21 protein-coding genes are annotated in these 16,106 nt (G+C 69.1%); 14 read left to right on the top strand and 7 right to left on the bottom strand.

Features of this window, described 5'->3' with window-relative positions; genetic code table 11:
- Genes FYW95_RS06125 through FYW95_RS06115 form a run of 3 tightly spaced genes read right to left on the bottom strand, consistent with a single transcriptional unit; the run spans position 1 to position 1,588 of the window.
- On the bottom strand, positions 1–762 hold the full coding sequence (locus FYW95_RS06125) for a DUF8175 domain-containg protein (protein WP_160050112.1): 762 nt from the start codon (positions 760–762) through the stop codon (positions 1–3).
- A 44-nt stretch (positions 763–806) separates the two neighbouring features.
- On the bottom strand, positions 807–1,148 hold the full coding sequence (locus FYW95_RS06120) for a hypothetical protein (RefSeq protein ID WP_236572084.1): 342 nt from the start codon (positions 1,146–1,148) through the stop codon (positions 807–809).
- A 20-nt stretch (positions 1,149–1,168) separates the two neighbouring features.
- Positions 1,169–1,588, bottom strand: a complete 420-nt coding sequence (locus tag FYW95_RS06115) for a DUF6668 family protein (RefSeq protein ID WP_370463240.1) — start codon at positions 1,586–1,588, stop codon at positions 1,169–1,171.
- 448 nt (positions 1,589–2,036) lie between these two features.
- Between FYW95_RS06115 and FYW95_RS06110 the strand changes: the two genes are divergently transcribed.
- Both FYW95_RS06110 and FYW95_RS06105 read left to right on the top strand, forming a co-directional pair.
- Positions 2,037–3,113: a VldE C-terminal domain-containing protein gene (locus FYW95_RS06110; RefSeq protein WP_160050111.1), complete on the top strand. Its 1,077-nt coding sequence runs from the start codon at positions 2,037–2,039 to the stop codon at positions 3,111–3,113.
- Between the two features lie 9 nt (positions 3,114–3,122).
- Complete coding sequence (locus FYW95_RS06105) at positions 3,123–3,869, top strand: hypothetical protein (RefSeq protein WP_160050110.1); 747 nt, start codon at positions 3,123–3,125, stop codon at positions 3,867–3,869.
- A 326-nt stretch (positions 3,870–4,195) separates the two neighbouring features.
- On the opposite strand, the gene FYW95_RS06100 is transcribed toward FYW95_RS06105, so the two are convergent.
- Both FYW95_RS06100 and FYW95_RS06095 read right to left on the bottom strand, forming a co-directional pair.
- Positions 4,196–4,651, bottom strand: a complete 456-nt coding sequence (locus tag FYW95_RS06100) for a replication/maintenance protein RepL (RefSeq protein WP_160050109.1) — start codon at positions 4,649–4,651, stop codon at positions 4,196–4,198.
- Positions 4,652–4,683: 32 nt separating this feature from the next.
- A complete protein-coding gene (locus FYW95_RS06095; RefSeq protein WP_160050108.1) occupies positions 4,684–5,022 on the bottom strand; it encodes a MarR family transcriptional regulator in 339 nt (112 codons plus the stop codon).
- A 602-nt stretch (positions 5,023–5,624) separates the two neighbouring features.
- Here FYW95_RS06095 and FYW95_RS06090 point away from each other — a divergent pair.
- Positions 5,625–5,780, top strand: a complete 156-nt coding sequence (locus FYW95_RS06090; RefSeq protein ID WP_160050107.1) for a hypothetical protein — start codon at positions 5,625–5,627, stop codon at positions 5,778–5,780.
- Between the two features lie 192 nt (positions 5,781–5,972).
- On the opposite strand, the gene FYW95_RS06085 is transcribed toward FYW95_RS06090, so the two are convergent.
- Together FYW95_RS06085 and FYW95_RS06080 are read right to left on the bottom strand one after the other, a co-directional pair.
- Positions 5,973–7,985 carry a hypothetical protein gene (locus FYW95_RS06085; RefSeq protein WP_160050106.1) on the bottom strand — a complete coding sequence of 671 codons (2,013 nt, stop codon included), beginning with the start codon at positions 7,983–7,985 and terminating at the stop codon, positions 5,973–5,975.
- 335 nt (positions 7,986–8,320) lie between these two features.
- On the bottom strand, positions 8,321–9,076 hold the full coding sequence (locus FYW95_RS06080; protein ID WP_160050105.1) for a GntR family transcriptional regulator: 756 nt from the start codon (positions 9,074–9,076) through the stop codon (positions 8,321–8,323).
- Positions 9,077–9,247: 171 nt separating this feature from the next.
- On the opposite strand from FYW95_RS06080, the gene FYW95_RS06075 reads away from it, so the two are divergent.
- The 11 genes from FYW95_RS06075 (at position 9,248) to FYW95_RS06030 (ending at position 16,073) form a co-directional block, all read left to right on the top strand.
- Positions 9,248–9,919 carry a hypothetical protein gene (locus FYW95_RS06075; RefSeq protein ID WP_160050104.1) on the top strand — a complete coding sequence of 224 codons (672 nt, stop codon included), beginning with the start codon at positions 9,248–9,250 and terminating at the stop codon, positions 9,917–9,919.
- A gap of 27 nt (positions 9,920–9,946) precedes the next feature.
- The gene (locus FYW95_RS06070; RefSeq protein ID WP_160050103.1) at positions 9,947–10,354 is read left to right on the top strand and encodes a hypothetical protein; all 408 of its coding nucleotides are present in this window, start codon (positions 9,947–9,949) and stop codon (positions 10,352–10,354) included.
- Positions 10,354–10,968 carry a hypothetical protein gene (locus FYW95_RS06065; RefSeq protein WP_160050102.1) on the top strand — a complete coding sequence of 205 codons (615 nt, stop codon included), beginning with the start codon at positions 10,354–10,356 and terminating at the stop codon, positions 10,966–10,968. Before FYW95_RS06070 ends, FYW95_RS06065 begins: the two co-directional genes overlap by 1 nt.
- A gap of 96 nt (positions 10,969–11,064) precedes the next feature.
- On the top strand, positions 11,065–11,481 hold the full coding sequence (locus FYW95_RS06060) for a hypothetical protein (protein WP_160050101.1): 417 nt from the start codon (positions 11,065–11,067) through the stop codon (positions 11,479–11,481).
- 103 nt (positions 11,482–11,584) lie between these two features.
- Complete coding sequence (locus tag FYW95_RS27580) at positions 11,585–11,740, top strand: hypothetical protein (RefSeq protein WP_201294725.1); 156 nt, start codon at positions 11,585–11,587, stop codon at positions 11,738–11,740.
- Positions 11,737–12,936 (top strand): ATP synthase subunit B family protein, encoded by a 1,200-nt coding sequence (locus tag FYW95_RS27575; protein ID WP_201294724.1) that lies wholly within the window; start codon positions 11,737–11,739, stop codon positions 12,934–12,936. The genes FYW95_RS27580 and FYW95_RS27575 overlap by 4 nt, the downstream gene beginning before the upstream one ends.
- A gap of 358 nt (positions 12,937–13,294) precedes the next feature.
- On the top strand, positions 13,295–13,711 hold the full coding sequence (locus FYW95_RS06050) for an RRQRL motif-containing zinc-binding protein (RefSeq protein ID WP_201294723.1): 417 nt from the start codon (positions 13,295–13,297) through the stop codon (positions 13,709–13,711).
- On the top strand, positions 13,708–13,905 hold the full coding sequence (locus FYW95_RS06045; protein ID WP_160050100.1) for a hypothetical protein: 198 nt from the start codon (positions 13,708–13,710) through the stop codon (positions 13,903–13,905). The genes FYW95_RS06050 and FYW95_RS06045 overlap by 4 nt, the downstream gene beginning before the upstream one ends.
- Positions 13,906–14,006: 101 nt before the next feature.
- A complete protein-coding gene (locus tag FYW95_RS06040) occupies positions 14,007–14,531 on the top strand; it encodes a hypothetical protein (protein WP_160050099.1) in 525 nt (174 codons plus the stop codon).
- Positions 14,532–14,573: 42 nt separating this feature from the next.
- The gene (locus tag FYW95_RS06035; RefSeq protein WP_160050098.1) at positions 14,574–14,966 is read left to right on the top strand and encodes a hypothetical protein; all 393 of its coding nucleotides are present in this window, start codon (positions 14,574–14,576) and stop codon (positions 14,964–14,966) included.
- A gap of 6 nt (positions 14,967–14,972) precedes the next feature.
- Positions 14,973–16,073 carry a hypothetical protein gene (locus FYW95_RS06030; protein WP_160050097.1) on the top strand — a complete coding sequence of 367 codons (1,101 nt, stop codon included), beginning with the start codon at positions 14,973–14,975 and terminating at the stop codon, positions 16,071–16,073.
- The last annotated feature ends 33 nt before the right edge of the window (positions 16,074–16,106 follow it).

Raw genomic sequence — 16,106 nt, 5'->3', positions numbered from 1 at the left:
TCAGCCCTCCGCTGACCAGGGGATGTAGCCGGAGGCATCGGGGATTTGAGCGGCCGGGATGATGGAGTCGCCGGTGGGGGCCAGCTCCCGCTTCCAGTCACCGTCTTCCCATTTCATGTCCACGGTGTAGGACATGAAGACGCCGTTGCTCCCCTCCAGCGCGAGGTCGACGCGCGCGTGCTCGGATCCATAGCCCATGAGGTTGAACCCGACGATGGACATGCGCACCCCGCTCGGGTCGGCCGCCGCCCCCTCAGCGTCAACCGCGGCCAGAGCCGCATCTTGACCGGTGCCTTCGGCCACGAGCTCTTCGAGCATCTGCGGCACGAGCTTGGGGTCAGTGCCCAGCGCGGTCATGTTGGCCGAAGCCAGGAGGGCACCGGTGGGGGAGTGGGCGTAGCACTGGCGGAACCCGTCGTCGGCGACCAGGCCAGGGCCTGCGTCGGGGTTCGCCGGGGCGCGCATGGTGCCCACGAACTCCCAGGTGACCTCCTGGGGTGCTGTGTCCAGGGTCGTCTCGTCGCTGCCCTGCAAGCCGCACATGCTCGCTTCGCTGTCGGAAGGCGCAGGTTCTGGGGCGTCCTCCTCGTCGGGTGCGGCTTCGACAATGGCTGCCGGGCCGTCTTCATCCCCCTCGTTGTCGGAGATGAGGTTGGCTCCGATCACCACGATGCCCAGCACCGCGATGAGGCCCACGATGCCCGCCGAGGCGAGAAAGCTCTTCGACGTGAGGGGGTTCTCCGGACGTTCGTCGTCGGACACGACAGGGACCTTTCTGTCCTGTGGTGGTGTACAGCCGAAAAGGGTTAGGCGGTTCCGCCGGAGCCACTGCCGATTAGTGTGCTGACCAGGGAGACGGCGGCGGCGATGATGACCACGGCGGCCAGGATGATGCCGAGCTTGCCCAGGTGCTCACCTCCCTCACCGCGGCGCGCGTTGATCGCCATGGTGGCGGCGCCGACCATCAGAGCGATGACGCAGATGCCGAGGCTGCCCCACCTGATCCACTGCATGATCGTGATGAAGCCCTCGAAGCCGGGCGGGGCGGTGCCAGCTCCGGGGTCGGGGACAGTGCCTCCGGGGACAGACTCGGCCAGGTGTAGGACATGGGCCGTGTCGGAGGTCAGGGGGAGGAGTTCAGCAATCATCGGGGGTTCTTTCCTTGTGGTTACTTCAGGAGGTCGGAGATCTCGGTGATCAGGGCCCGCACTGCTCTGGGGGCCTCGGTGGCTGTGACTGCCTCGCCCCGCCGCCAGGATTCCATCCACGGCACGTGCCAGGTGCGGGGCAATCCACCGCTGACCAGCGACATCAGGTCACGCAGGGGGCGGGGAAGACGTCCGGGCGCGTCGGCGATCAAGACCGCGCCCAGTAGATCCACTCCGGCCTGTCCAGAAGCCCATTCGGTCGCGGCGGCCTGAAGGCACAGCAGGCCGCGGGCGTGGGTGCGCGCGACGAGCACCACTCGCGGCGCTGGCGTGTTGGGGGTGGCCACAACCGGCCATGCGTGCCCGACGGTTCGAGTGCCCTGGATCAGGGCGGCCATGGTGCGTTCCCCGGCTCCACCGTGCACTCCCAACCACCACATCGGTGCTGGTCCGGGCACGGTACGACGTGGAAGTCGCACCGCTGGAGCCGCGATCCCGGGCTGAGGAGCACAGGGCCCGGTGGGATGGGCTACAGGACCCGGGTCGGGAGCAAGCGCAGCCGTAGGGCTCCCCTCACCGGTACTTTCGGTGTCCTTCGAGGTCACCCACGGATTGGTGTGCGCCATCCCTCTCCTCCCAGGTCATCACGTGCCTACGCATCACATCAAAAACGGAAAAAGGCACGACTCCTTCGGTGTCCGAAACCCCGATGCAGTGATACCGAGATCCGGTATCACCGTGCGCCCTGTGTGGTGTCGCCAGCACAGACCACGCGAAGAATACCGACACCAGGATTGATTCCACCACGAGGTTGAGACACCGGCCCGCTTCGAACGACGTACGGACTCCCTAAACTGAGCGCGCTTCGGTCGAAGGGAGGCACGCTGCATGTCCGACTCCAAGGGATTCGGACTCGGGTTCATCGCGATGGGGTGCGCCCCGTTACTGATGTTCGCGGGGTCACTGATGTTCCTGGTCTTGATGACCAGCAGCAGCGACAGCTGCGTTCCCACCCAGGTCGGCGGCAGCGTGGTGATCGACATCGACTCCCTGCCCGAAGGCCCGATCGCTGGATACCACGGGGAGCAGCTCCTCAACGCCGCCTACATCATCAATGCAGGCGCCGCCCTGGGGTTGAGCGAGCGTGATCTGACCATCGGGGTGATGACCGCGATGGGCGAGTCTTCCCTGCGGATCCTGGATCACGGAGATGACGCCGGCCCCGATTCACGCGGCTTGTTCCAGCAGCGGGCCAACGGCGCATGGGGGTCCTATGAGGACCGAATGGACCCCACCATCAGCGCTACCAACTTCTTCAAAGCGCTGATGGAGGTGGAAGGCCGCGACGACATGAAGCGGTCGCTGGTCGCCCACACGGTGCAACGCAACGCCGACCCCTGGCACTACGCCCCGTACGGGAACGCGGCCGACGAGGTCTTTTCCGCACTGGCAGGCATTGAACTACCCGGCGTTCCGGGAAACTATGTGGCCGGTAGCGAGGTGTGCGCCAACGCCCCGGGCGGGGCACCTCAGCTAAACGGCGAGTGTGGCCCCGTGGCGCACGCCAATCTCCAAGCCTCCACCTGCCAGGGGTACGCCGCGATCTCCGCTGAATTCAATATCGACTGGCCGGGCGGTGTGGGATGCTACGCCCCTCGCCCCTGGGAAGATCCTCCTCTGGACCATCCGAAGGGCCTGGCCTGCGACTACATGGTGGCCACCGCAGACACAGGGAAAGTCCCAACCCCCGAAATGCACGCCCAAGCGGTACAGGTAATCAATTGGCTCATTCAGCACCATGAGGTACTCAAAGTCAAATATATCATCTACGATCACCACATTTGGGAGGCAGACGAAAACGAGGTAGGAAGCTGGGAAAGCGTGAAAAGGTTCAGCGAAAGTTTCAATACCGGGAATCTGACCCTGGACCATGTTGATCACATTCACGTGTCCCACTACCTGTAACGGAGATTCATGGACCACAGCAAGATTCCCCACTTCCCGAAAATCACGGCGGACATCACCCAGCCGGAGGCCAGCCAGGTCACGGTCAACGGTGTCGAGCACACGGTGACTGGTACGGGAGTCGACGAGCTCCGCCAGGCCGTCATCGAGCACATCGTCGCCACCGCCACCAAGATCGGGCGGCCGGTGCGCGCCACCACCACCGATTCTCAGGGGACGTGGCCGCTGATCGTCCACCCCGACGGCACGGTCGAGCAGGACACCACCGCCACACTGCCCAAGCCCGCTGTCGCAAAGACGTCGAAGAGGAAGGGTCGGCCGCTCTCTGTCGGGGAGAACGTGCCCGACAGAGAGCGGCCGGCCCCACCAGAGCCGCCCACGGAACCAGCTGTGGTCCTGCACTCCCTGGCCCCGGACTCACCGGATCCCTCACCACCGCATGACTGGGCCGCCGCTCCCCATCCATCGGCAGGGTGGCCCGCCCCGCCGCCACCACAGGTTCCTATGGCACCCGCCCCACCGAGCGCTTCACCACCAGCTCCCCGGCCGGTGGCTCCCACAACGCCGTGGGATCGCGGCGCCGGACAGTCCACCACGCACGCGTCGTGGATGCGTTCAGCACACCTGTGGGAGGAGGCCATCAACGAGAACAACCGAGCACGCGGGTTCTACCGGCCAGTGGGGCTGAGCACCTTCGTCTCGACCGTTGAGCACTCAGATCCTGGTCCGAGGGCACCAAGGGGGCCGGGTTACTGAATCGTTTCGGAGCCGGACCGGGCGGGGCCCTCATGGGACAAGCCGGGGGGCACGTCGGGAAAAGACGGGGTCAGGGCCAAGGGCCCGACCGATTGGACAAGCGTAATCGCCCCCCGGCATGTCCCATCCCGCCTGGTCCAGCACCACCGCAACGATTCCTCCACCCTCACCTTCGCAGGCCGAGCGAAGGCAACAGCGCGCTGGCGAGGACTGGAATGCTGAAGTCGTGAACGACGATGAGGGCATCACACAGGCCTGCGCCGAGCTGGTCGAGACCGTGTCGTCGGCCGGCTGGCCCGCCTGGCCCGCGTGCTCGACCAGGCGCTTCAGACAGCCTTCAAGTGACGGCCCTTGTCGTCCACCCGACGTGGGGGCCTGCGCTCATAGTCGGGGAGGTTGATCTGCGGGGCTTTGCCCTGAAAGCGCCGCACCGCTCGCAGCCACTCTTCAGGATCGCCGGTGGCCGACTTATACGCGGCCGTGGGATTGACCTGGATGGCGCGTCGACTAGTGCGCCACAGCAGACCGATGTCAGTCAGGATCTTGGTGGTGGTGCTGACGGTCTTGACGTTAATGCTGAGTCTCTCGGCGATCTGGGTCCGGGAGAGCGGGACCACGCCACCGTCCTTCATCTCACCGAGGATCAGGTCCAGTACGTCACGCTGAGTAGCCGTCAGGTGCAGGTTCGGCAGCGCGCGCATCAGCTCGCTCGACATGAAAAAGCCGTAGGCTCCGACCCTCTCGGAAACGCTCTCAGGTGTCTCTGGTGCGTTCTCGCTCATCTGCCCCCACCCTTCCGATAACGCATTGTATGTCAGCCGTCGCCAGGGATCTTGGGAAGGTTCAGAGTGGGCAAGTCCTCGTCCAGCTCGTGGAGAACGGCCTCCTGCTCCTCGCTGGTGCCGTAGAAGGCTACGCGCGGGTTGATCCGGTAGGCCCCGTTGCCGACCTTGATGACCAGGCCCCAGCTACGGAACTTCTTGAGGATCCGTGAGGCGTCCGTGCGGCCGAGCCGAGCTCTTTCAGCGAGTTGTCCCTGTGTCATCTCGATCAGACCACCGCGGTTCTGCTTGCCGTTGAGCACCAGCAGCAGGGCGTACTCGGCCCCGGTGAGGCGGAGTCTGCCCAGGTAGTCGGACATGGGCAGGGACATCTGGTAGAACTTGCCGCCCTCGAAGCTGTACCGGGAGCGTTGAGTGCGCGTGACCCGAAGCTCGGCACCAGGATCCAGACTCAGGGTGGTGAAGTTGCGCCCTTCGGCAGGTGAGGCAGGCGGGGGCTTCGAGGTCCCGCGACGTGGTGGGCGCGGTGCGGGTGACTCCTCACCCGGCTGCCTGACTGGCTCGGCCACGTGGTCCTCAATCTCGTTGTGGGTGGTCCTGGTGATACCGATGGGGCACCAGCGTTCGGAAAGTCTATCTATTGGTCCCTGTTGTGTGCGCTGTAACGCACCTTCGTGTCCGACTCCGGCCAGCCTGGCGGCCTGTTCGTACCACACGCAGCGCCACATCGACAAAGAAAGTCCCCTTATTGGCCCCTAAAGTGTGCGCTGTGGCGCACCTTCAGACGGTCACCTCCGGCAGGCCGGCCCAGTCGGCGCTCCGTCGTGAGGTGGACGGACCAGCGGTGTGTGGAATGTAGGGCTGTAGCGCACATCTTGGATGCGGAATGTGCGCTACAGCCCACACTCTGCAAGGCGTTCATGCAGGTCAGCGCTGTTTTTCGCGTGTGCGCCTCTTACAAAGGAGGCGCGTGGTGCCGATCATCGCCCCTACCTGCCGATTCAGTCATCAGCAAAGGGCACCAATCGAGATGGTCGCCAACTGGCGGTACCCGGGTGTCGGCGAGCACGAGGATGTCAGTCGCGTGAGCATGAATGAACTGACCGTGGCCGTGAGCGACCCGGGGTGAGGGTCTGGTGGTACCCGGGGGCTCGCGCCCCCGGGACCCCCCGCGCCGGCCGGGAACCCGGCGCGCATCCGACGTGCGCGACGACAGGTTGCACGCGCCGGAACCCCGTCCGGACAGGTCGGTCGGCTTCCGTTCTGCGGTCTGGTCTGGACCCCAATCTAGCTGTAGCTTTACGCTGTAAAGGTGCCGGATTTATCCGGTTTTGGCCATCGAGGGATGGCAGGTCCCACAGGGCACCCGGTCGAACACGACCTCGTCCCCGGCCTGGCGGACCAGTACCAGGGTGGTGCGGTCGTCCTGCTGGCACCTACCGCAGTAGGGCGGCTCCGGGGCCGGTAGCACCTCCTCCAGCACGCTCTCCAGGCTCGGCCCACCTCCGGTGGGGGGCTCGGTCTCCTGGGGCGCCCTGGTGCTGTCCAGGCTCTCCAGGAACCGGGCCCTCAGCTCCAGGTCCGGGTCCTCCTGCTCGAGGTGAGCCCGCTCCTGTCCGTCCGCAGGAGCCGGAGCCACCGGGGCCTGGGCCCGGTCCTCGCGCTCACAGACCAGGCACACCGGTTTGCCGGGGGTGGACAACTCGGGCACGTACTCGGTGCCGTGCACCCCGCACCGCTTGGGCACGGTCTGCTCGGGCCGTGCGGCCTGGGCGGCCTGCTCGCGCAGGCGGGCCACGGTCTGGAGGTGCTCGGTGAACCGCCGCACGGACCGCATCCGGTCCATCACCACGGCGTAGGGCCGCAGCACCTGCTCAGGGGTCACCTGGTGGAAGACCGACTCGATCTGGGCGCGGGTGAAACCCCGCCTGAGTAGCTCCTGCATGCGGGCCACCACCAGCTCCTGGTCCCGCGCCCCGCGCAGGCACGTGGCCTTGGGGATGTGGCGCCGTACCAGCTCCAGCAGAGCGGGGTCGGGCGCGGCCGGGGCCGCCGCAGGCGCCCCCGGCCGCTGCCCTGACCCCGCCCCAGGACCCTTGTCTCCGTCCGCGCGAGCCCCGCCCCGCGGTGCCGGGGCCCCGCCCTGGGGTTCAGGGGGTGGGGCGGACGGAGAGGGGTGTGTCTGGGGGTGTGTAAGAGGGTGTGTATTTAGGTCTGCAATCTCCACATCCACAGCATGCAATCCACACATCCCCAGCTTGCAATCTCCACACTCGCCCGCCTGTGGATAACCCGGGTTATCCACATCCCCCAGGTCAGAAGGGGTGTGTGGGAATTGCAGGCTCACTGTCGGGTCCTGCCGCACGGCCTCCTGTCGGCTGGTGATGCGAGCCGGATCGCGCCACTCCGAGATCCGCAGCGGCTTGGGGTACATCAGGCCGGCGGGCGGCATCACGCGCAGGGCGTAGGCCGTCGGCTCTCTGGAGATCCCGTAGCGGCGACCCTTGTGGTGGACCAGGCCGTGCTTGGCGATGTAGCGCCCTTCCTCCAGGTCCCGGGTGATCTGGCTGACCCGTGAGGTGGTCATGCCGAACCGGTCGGCGATGGTGTCACGGAACAGCCACTCCCCCGTGGACACCCGGGCGTCAGCGAGGTTGGTGTGGGCGGCGATGAACACGTACACGCCCAGGTGCAGCAGGTCCATCGCCGGATCGAGCGCGGGCCAGGCCAGCACCTGGGCGTAGGGCATCTGCTTGCGCCGTTCGGCCTCGGGCACGGTGCTGTCGGGCCCCTCTTCCCGCAGCCGCGTCGCGATGCGCTTGGGCTTGTGGTACTCCCAGCGGTCGATGGGCCCCTCGTAGAGGAAGCCCTGCGGGGGCACCGGCGCCAGCTGGAAGCGGGGCTTGATGCGCCTGCGGCCACGGGTCTCGGTGCACCCTGGTGGGCACGCGACCGCGGCCTCGGTGTGGCAGGCGGGGCAGTCTCGGAGTTTTTCCACGCTGGGGCCCACGATGAGTGCGTGGGTCTGGGCCAGGCGGGGGACGAGCCCGGGCGGGTTGTTCTTGCGGCCGCCCTTGCGGGTGACGGCCTGCTCGGTCACGCCGAACCGGGCGGCGATGTCGGCCGCGGTGACCGAAGAGGACACCTCTCCCTCGGAGGCGTCCAGGAAGCTGCACAGGAAGGCGTAGGCGCCCAGCGCGCGGGAGTCGACCTGGCGGTTGAACAGCACCCAGGAGGGCACCTGGAAGTGGGGGATGATGATGGGGCGCCCGTCGGGGCCCAGGATGGGGGCTCCGTCATCGCCGACGGGGCGCTGCAAGTGGTATCTCGACACGGAAAGCCTCTCCAGGCCGACCGCGGGGAGGCAGCTCGCTGGACTCATCGTCCCGAATGGGTACGATGAGAGGTGTGTGGGTGAGCTACCTGGTCCCGCATTCGACCAGCTCATCTGAATTTGTGACAAGGCCCGGGCGGCAACCCGGGCCTTCGTCGTTTCTTGGGTTCTACAGCTCTTCCTGCTTGATGCCGACTGACGCTAGCGCAGCGCGTGCGCTCAGGTCAGGGGACACATGGGGACAGCAGTGGCATCTGGGGGCACCGCGGTGCCCCCAGATGCCACTCGCAGCTCAGGGGCGCTTCCGCCACCGTGAAGTCATGCGATTAACCCCGTCAATCTGCAGCCCACTCGTACTCCAGAATCCACTGGAACGTGGGCATGACGTGCTGCGTGACTTCCACGGGCGTGCCGTCCTCGGTGTACGCGATGTGCAGCACGGAGTAGACCGGCTGGTCTTCCCCCAGGCGTAGGAAACCGGCCTCCTCCTCTGTTGGCGGACGAGTACGGATGCGCTCAGTGAAGCGTGTGACGCGGTGCCCAAGCTCCTCCAGACGGGAGTAGGTGCCCCCCGGTCCGGTGTCTTCCTGCGTAATGGGTGTGTCCTTCGCGATGGTCCACGGCACGTAGGACGTAGCGATCTGCACCGGGGTGTCGTCGGCCTTCATGTGCCGGTGCCGGATGGCTGCGACGTCATCCCTGCCGAATCCGAAGATCTCTGCGATCTCCTGGGGCGGGCTCACTGGGCCGAGCTTCACCAGTTCGCTTCGCGGCGTGTGGCCCAAGTTGCGGACCTCCGTCGCGAAAGCACCTCGCGACTGTCCCTGTTCGCGTGCCGTCTTCGTGTACCGCGCTGTGGCGTTACGCACGATCGGCTGGATCTCGTGCACCACTGTGCCGGTCCCCCTCTCGATCCGGACAAGTCCTTCCGCGCGCAGCACCAAGATGGCGCGCTGCACCACCGGCTGAGACACGGCGAACTCCTCCGCCAGCGCCTTCTGTGGCGGCAGGCGGTCACCAGGGCTGTAGCCCTCACTGCCTGCGGAGATGCGATCACGTATCTCCGCAGCGATCTCTCGAAATCGGGTCATGTCGGTGGCTTCTTCCCTTCGTCACAACCCTTTATAGCAACCTGCTTGACATACTATCTCTTGTGAGAGATAGTATCTCTAGTGGGTCGCAAAGAAAACCCCGGCAGAGCACCAGCTCCGTCGCGGCCACTTCTTTGACCAGCGGACACGCGTAGCGAACGGAGGACCGACATGTCGGTGATCACGGAGGTCATGAAGCGCACCGGCGCTACCCGCGCCGACGTGATCCGCGTGGCCCGCGAGGGCGGCACCACCACGGCCGACTGGGACATCGCCGTGGCGATCGAGCAGGCCGGCGGCCGCAAGGCTGCGGACATGATGCTCCAGCCCGAGCGCGTGTGGCGGGCCGAGCACGAGCGCCTCCAGCACGCGCTGTGGGAGGAGACCCGCCCCGAGGACGTCGACTTCCTCCGGGAGAAGGCGTCCGCTGCCGGGATCACCGACATCACCCCGCTGCTCCCCGCGGTCACCGAACCCGCCAACGACGAGCCCTCCGCACCGACCAACCCGCACGCGGTCTACGACCCCGAGGTCCGCATCTACGGCGAGCCCACCGCCCCCGACGCCCCCCAGACGGTGCTGCCAGACCACCCGTCCGAGGAGCCCGAGGACGACACCCCGGCCGCCCGCAGCGACCGCCACCAGGTCCGCGTCTGGGCGGGCATCGCGGGTCTGACCGGCGCCACCAAGGACACCGTCGACCGCCTCGTGCAGCGGTGGGCCACCCCCCACGCCCTGCGCCGGGGCCTGACCGGCCTGCTGCGCCGGGCCGCCGAGCGGGGCTCCGAGCGCCGCCGGGCCCGCGCCCAGTACCTGCTCACCACCTACGACATCGCCGCCTGACCAGCACACAAGAGAGGACCCACGTCCATGCAGCTCACACGCACGATGCCCACCAAGGCCGACGTCCCCGAGATCCGCACCATCGCCGAGACCTACTCCGGCGACATCGCGATCATCAGCGTCACCGCCACCTCCGGCGGGGTCCTGGTCCGCTACGACCGCCGCCTCTACTCCAACAACCCCGCCCCCGCCCTGGACGCGGTCGGCTACACCACCACCTCGATCCGCGAGGGCCTGCTGCTGGTGACCGGGGCCGTCGACCAGCTCGCCCTGCTGGACGCGCAGATCGCCGCGCTGACCGAGCGCCGCGCCGCTCTGGCCGCCGCGACCTGGCGGTGCACGGCGTGCGCCACCTACACCCCCACGGCCCGCGAGATCTGCGACACCTGCGGCTACACCCGCGAGGGCCACGACACCGTTGGGAGCGCCGCCTGATGCTGCACCGCCGATGCCAGGACCGCATCACCGCCCTGGAAGAGGAACTCCGCACCGTCCGCGACCGGATCGCCGACCGCGACCGCGAGAACGCCCGCCTGCGCGACCGGGTCGAGGACGAGAGCCGCGCCCGCTGGGACGCGGCCGGGGAGGCCGTGGTCCGGGGTGAGCAGGTCGAGCGCCTGGAGCGGGAGCTGGAGGCCTACCGACACGCCGAGACCGTCCCCGCCCGCCGCCGGGCGCGGGCTGCCTGGCGCACCCTGTGGCGCTCCCCGTCCACCTACCCCTCGGACCGCGAGTACGAGGCGGGCCAAGCTGCTCGGGCCGCCGCCGCGCAGGCCATCCTCGCGATGCCCCTGAGCATGTTCGCGGGGGAGCTGTCCCTCCGGGGCGGCACCTACTACCTGGACAACACCCCGCTGTACGTGTCCGGCCCCTCCCTTCCCGGCCTGTCCGGCCCGGACCTGACCCGGGTCCTGATGGACCGCTACGGCCTGACCGACGCCGACATCGCCCTGGCGCATCGGGAGGAACGTGAGCAGCGAGTCCGCGAGATCGCCCTGCGCCAGGACCACGACGAGGAGGAGGACGAGGACACGCCCGTCGTCATCTGACCGCCACCGAACAACGCAGTGAGCCCCGCCAGGGATGACGGCCCGGGCGGGGCTCTGCACATCCGATACCGATCCATTGACCTGGAGGAATCACAGATGTACGAGGACGAGCCTACCTACCGCGATCCGCTGGATGCCGTTGAGGAGGCGCTCGCCGTCCAGGCGCACAGCCCGCGGTTCTGGGACGCCGACAACAGCCAGATGGTCGGCGCCGACCCCTACGAGCACCCCTCCTGGGACGTGCACGAGGCGCTGAACGGTGACGACGGGTGGGACGACCCCGCGGTCGCTGTCGAGGTGCGCGAGCAGCTGGCCGACGACGTCCGCCTGCTGCCGTTGGCCGAGACCCCCACCGCCCGGCCGGTGGTGCGCGACGTCGACCAGGTCCTGGCCGACCGGTACCTGACGCCGGAGGAGGAGCTGCACACCGCGCTCCTGGCCCTGGTGTCGGTGGACACCGACGGCTACTGGCCCGCCGCCGACGACTACGGGGAGCGGGGGGCCGCCGCATGATCCGCCGCCTCCTGGCCCGCCTGAACCCGCCCACGCACTGTGGCACCGCGATGAGCTGGGACGTCTTCCGCGCCTCCTGGGTCTGCCACTGCGGAGCCGCCCAGTGAGCACCGTGCTGATCCTCGCCGCCGCCGCGGTGCTGTGCACCATCACCGCCGTGCTCCTGGCCGCCACCGGCCGCGACCTGGTCCTGACCGAACACCCCCTGCCCCAACCCGCCAGCACCGCCCGACGCGCCCCGAGGAGGGCTGACCGATGAAGCTCCTGTGGAAGAAGACCGCCAACCCCGAACCGCCGCCCGAGGCCGTCACCCCGCCGGCCCCGCAGCCCGCCGCCGTGGTGGCGCCGACAGGCGCCGGGATCAACCCGACCACCGCCATCGCCGCCCTGGTCACCCTGGCGTCGGTGGTGTTCACGACCTGGTCGGTCTACGACCTGGCCACCCCGGCCGCCCCGGCCGCGGTCGCCATCGCGGCCGGGGCGGGTGCGGAGCTGGTCTGGCTCTACGTCCTGGCCACCGAGTGGCAGCGGGCCGGGCGCACCGGCCAGCTCAGCCACGGGCTCACCGCGACCGGGTGGGGGCTGGCCACGCTGACCGCCGTGGTGATCGCGGTGCACGGCGCGCTCACCTTCCTGCCGCTGGCGGCCCTGGCCGCACTGCCGCTGGCCGCCAAGGCCGGGTGGCACTGGCAGACCCGGCTGCGCGCGGAGGAGACCCGGACCCGCCTGGAGGCCGAGGCCGCCGCCGCCCGGGCCGCGGCTGAGGCCCAGCGCCAGGCCGAGGAGGAGGCCCGCCGCCGCGAGGAGGAGGACGAGCGCCGCCAGCGGGAGCTGTCGACGGACCTGACCGAGGAGCAGCGGGCCGAGCTGGCCGCTCTGGAGCGCGAGGCCGCCTACGTCAGTGCCAAGACCGAGAAGGAGCTGGCGTTGGAGGCGGCCAGGGCGCACGCCGAGCAGCAGCGGGCCCTGGCTGAGATCCGCCGCCAGGCCGAGCAGCAGATGGCGGTGGATGAGGGCGCCGCCGACATCGAGGTGCAGCGGCTCAAGCTGCGCAACAAGATCCGTCTGGCCGCTCCGGTCTACACCGTGACCGAGCTGCCCGCCGGTGGCCACCACGAGGCCGCCTCGCAGGTGCCCGACGACCTGTCGGGGCTGGACACCCCGCCCTCGACCGGGGGCGTGGGGACCCCGGTGGCGGGGTTCGGCTTCCCGCAGAAGCAGGCTCCGGCCCGGGGTGCCCACCCCGCTGACCAGCGGGTGCCCAGGGTGCCCACCCCCGGTGACACCGGCCTGAGCGAGGGCGAGCGCAACCGCCGCCTGGTGCTGGAGGCCTACCGGCGTCTGAGCGTGGGCGGGAAGGCGCCCTCGATCTCGGCCGTGGCCGAGGCCGCTGGGGTGAGCCGCCGCACGGTCAACCGCCACCTGCCCCCCGAGATGAAGCAGACCCAGTCCTAGTCCTGACCGCCCACCTACCTGGGCACCCCTGGGCACCCCTCCTGACCTGGAGGTGCCCAGGGGTGCCCACCACCCGCTCCGGCGGGTGCGCACACCCACCCCGCCCGCCTGAGCGGGGTGGGTGTGCGCACCGCTCCGGCGCCGCGCGAACCACTGCCGCCCCCGGACGGGGCGAGGTGGCGCCGCGCGAACCGGCCACGGTGCCCGATCGAGTACACCCCCTCACTCGCGAAGGAGGCCTTCATCGACCTGCCCGGACCACGCCCGCGAGCCCCGCCCACCGGCCGGGGCCGAAGCGGGGCCGTCACAGCTTGTCTGTGGCGGCCCTTGACCCCTTATGACCAGGAAGGAGACCCACGTGGCTACCGGCCATCCGTACTACGACCCGACCGGATCCCGACACGGCCTGCCGACCTACCCGTGGGGCTGGGTCGGTGACCCGGACCTGCGCACCAAAGCCCAACTGCGGGCTGAAGGGCTCTCGATTGCGGGCCTGGAGGTGGCCGCGCAGATCATGTGGCGGTCCAACCGCGCGGGCAACCGCAACGGGGTCCGCACCGCAGCCCTGTACCGGCGCTCGCTGGCTCGCCCGGTGCGCCCCCTCACCCCCGCCCAAGAGCGTGCCCTGGCCCGTGCGGAGCTGGCCCGCCACACCTGCCGCGACTGCGGGCGGGTGTGGGAGTTCTGCCTGCCGACCAGCAACGACAGGTGCTGTCCCGACGGGTGCGCCACGTTCGAGGCACCCGAGGCCGACGCTCTGGCGGTGGCCGCGTGAACCACCGCACCCGTATCGAGCCGGTGCCGGTCCCCGAGTGGGTCCTGCACTGGCCCCAGTGCTCTTGCGGGTGGCGCGGCGACATCGTGCGCACTCGCCCGCTCGCCGCCGACCAGGAGGCCGAGCACCTGGCCGAGATCTGCCCCACCACCGAGCAGCCTGCGCTGTTCGACGACCTGGAGGTTTCCGTATGACCCGCCGTGACCCGTCCCGGGCCCCCTCCCTGTGGGGGTCTCCCGCTGCCCCGGACACCCCGGACACCCTCGCTTCTGCGCAGGTCAGCATAGGTGTGCGGGTGTCCGGGGGGACGTCCGGGTCGGACACCCCCGCACCCCGCCGCGAAGCGACTCCGGCGGCCCCCGAACGGGCCCCGGCGCCGCCGTCGAAGAAGGCCGCGTCGACCTCCGCGCAGGTCGCGGTGGTCGATGAGGACACCGCGCCGGTCAAGGTCGGCCCCGGCGTCGGCGAGCGCCTGGGGCGGTGGGCCAAGGACTCCTTCGTTCCGCCCGAGATCTGGAACACCGACCGGCCGTCGCTGTCCAAGCAGTTCGCCTACGCCCGCGAGGGCGCGTGGGGGCCCGAGCAGGGGTGGGCCCGCAAGGCCGCCCTGGTCGCGTTCTTCGCGGTGTCGCTGCCCACCTCGATCGCGGCCTACGCCCTGGAGTGGATCGGGGAGCGACCCACCCGATGGATCACCGCCCTGGTGCTGCTCTCGCTCACTTGGCAGATCCCCTACGCCCCCGAGGTCCTGGGAGTGCTCGTGCGCGTCCCGGCCTGGCCCATCACCGCCACCTGGTCGGCCCTGTCGACCTGGTTCTAGTCATCTGACCTGCACATTTCTCAAAGGAAAGGAGCCCCTGCCATGTGGGGAGCGTTCTCCATCATCGGCGCGATCGCCCTCGGGCTGCTCATCGGCCTGTGGATGAAGAAGAAGTTCAACCGGTTCATGTTGGGCGCGGCCGTGGTGGCCGGGTTCAGCGTGGCCTACCCCATCGCCGAGCTCGGCGGCCCGCTGCTGGCCCGGCTGGACCAGGTCGCCGCGTGGGTCTCGATCAACCTGGTCCTGGCCTCGATCGCCAGCGTGCTGCTCTGGTTCGACTTCCAGGAGAAGGGGATCAAGAAGTTCAACGTCATCGTGGGCTTCCTCGCGCCCACGTTCTTCCTCCTGGCCGCCGGGCCGTTCCTGGTCCCGCTCGATCTGGTCAGCGGTGTCGCCGTGGAAGCCGAGACCGCCCTGTCGCAGATGGGGCGGTGAGCGGACGTGTTCGAGCTGTTCTTCGCCTGGGCCGTCTTCACCGCGGTGCTCGGCAAGTCCGCCGAAGCGGCGATCCACGCCTGGAAGGGCACCGTACCCCCGAGCCACTTGCGGCGCATGGCGCGCATCCGCGAGCGCGAGGCCAAGGCCGCCCGCGCTGACCTCAAGCCCTCGGAGGGGTTTCGCGGGTGGGCGCGCACCGTGTGGGCCGACTCCTGGAACGAGGCGACCGAGCGCCACCGCGAGCGGTGGCCGGACAAGGCCGCCAAGAAGCGCGAGCGGGCCCGGGCCCGGTGGGCGTGGTGGGACCACGTCGAGGAGGAGGCCGGGCGGCGCTGGGAAGAGCGCCGCACGGCCCGCGACGGCTCCGTCGAGGAGCCCGAAGGCGAGAGGGTCGTGCCCGACCCCGAGCCCGCCAAGGAGGGGGCCGGGGCGCGCTACATGGCGTGGGAGACCCCCGAGCGCTACGGCCGCTCCATGGCCTGGGAGGACCTGACCGACAAGGAGCGTCGGCTGTGGCGGTTGGAGAACGACCTCAACCCCGAGAGCCGGATCGACGACTCCGGTGAGCGGGGCCGCCTGCGGGGCGAACGCGACCGGATCCGTCTGGAGCGCAAGCGCCGGTCCACCCCGGAAAAGGCCCCCAAGGGGGGCTCTGGCGTCCCCTCGGACACCCCGGACACCACCCCGAAAACCCCTGGTCAAGTGGTGGATAAGGGTGTCCGGGGGCCCCGGACACCCGGACAGGGGCCGGTGTCCGGGGGCGGGGCCACCATCCCGGCCACCAAGACCGGAACCGACACCGAAGGAGACGACATGGCCGAAGTGATCAACCTGTCCGGGGCCACGAAGTTCACCCGGGCTCTGCACAAGAACTACACCGCTTCCACCGAACTCCTGGAGGAGGTGATGGCCTGGCTGCACTCGCAGAACATCACCAGCGGTGAGCTGCACGACCGCTTCCGGGCGATCCTGCGCACCACCGCCGACACCGCCGACCTGACCGAGAAGGCCCTGGCCACGTGCGAGGACCAGCTCAAGGTCCGCGACGCCATCGAGGCCGCGGGCGGGGTGTCGCTGTCCAAGACCGCCCTGCTCAAGGGCTGACCCGCCTCCCGCAAGAAGAGAAGAAAGGCAGCC

This window comes from Nocardiopsis sp. FR4, assembly GCF_009830945.1.
Taxonomy (GTDB): Bacteria; Actinomycetota; Actinomycetes; order Streptosporangiales; family Streptosporangiaceae; genus Nocardiopsis.
Note: the sequence above shows the minus strand (reverse complement) of the source record. Positions and strands in the feature narration are given on the sequence as shown.

Coding starts and splice junctions, on each gene's coding strand:
- FYW95_RS06120 (WP_236572084.1), bottom strand. CDS start 1,148: ATGATTGCTGAACTCCTCCCCCTGACCTCCGACACGGCCCATGTCCTA.
- FYW95_RS06115 (WP_370463240.1), bottom strand. CDS start 1,588: ATGTGGTGGTTGGGAGTGCACGGTGGAGCCGGGGAACGCACCATGGCC.
- FYW95_RS06110 (WP_160050111.1), top strand. CDS start 2,037: ATGTCCGACTCCAAGGGATTCGGACTCGGGTTCATCGCGATGGGGTGC.
- FYW95_RS06105 (WP_160050110.1), top strand. CDS start 3,123: ATGGACCACAGCAAGATTCCCCACTTCCCGAAAATCACGGCGGACATC.
- FYW95_RS06100 (WP_160050109.1), bottom strand. CDS start 4,651: ATGAGCGAGAACGCACCAGAGACACCTGAGAGCGTTTCCGAGAGGGTC.
- FYW95_RS06095 (WP_160050108.1), bottom strand. CDS start 5,022: ATGTCCCTGCCCATGTCCGACTACCTGGGCAGACTCCGCCTCACCGGG.
- FYW95_RS06080 (WP_160050105.1), bottom strand. CDS start 9,076: ATGACCCGATTTCGAGAGATCGCTGCGGAGATACGTGATCGCATCTCC.
- FYW95_RS06075 (WP_160050104.1), top strand. CDS start 9,248: ATGTCGGTGATCACGGAGGTCATGAAGCGCACCGGCGCTACCCGCGCC.
- FYW95_RS06070 (WP_160050103.1), top strand. CDS start 9,947: ATGCAGCTCACACGCACGATGCCCACCAAGGCCGACGTCCCCGAGATC.
- FYW95_RS06065 (WP_160050102.1), top strand. CDS start 10,354: ATGCTGCACCGCCGATGCCAGGACCGCATCACCGCCCTGGAAGAGGAA.
- FYW95_RS06060 (WP_160050101.1), top strand. CDS start 11,065: ATGTACGAGGACGAGCCTACCTACCGCGATCCGCTGGATGCCGTTGAG.
- FYW95_RS27575 (WP_201294724.1), top strand. CDS start 11,737: ATGAAGCTCCTGTGGAAGAAGACCGCCAACCCCGAACCGCCGCCCGAG.
- FYW95_RS06035 (WP_160050098.1), top strand. CDS start 14,574: ATGTGGGGAGCGTTCTCCATCATCGGCGCGATCGCCCTCGGGCTGCTC.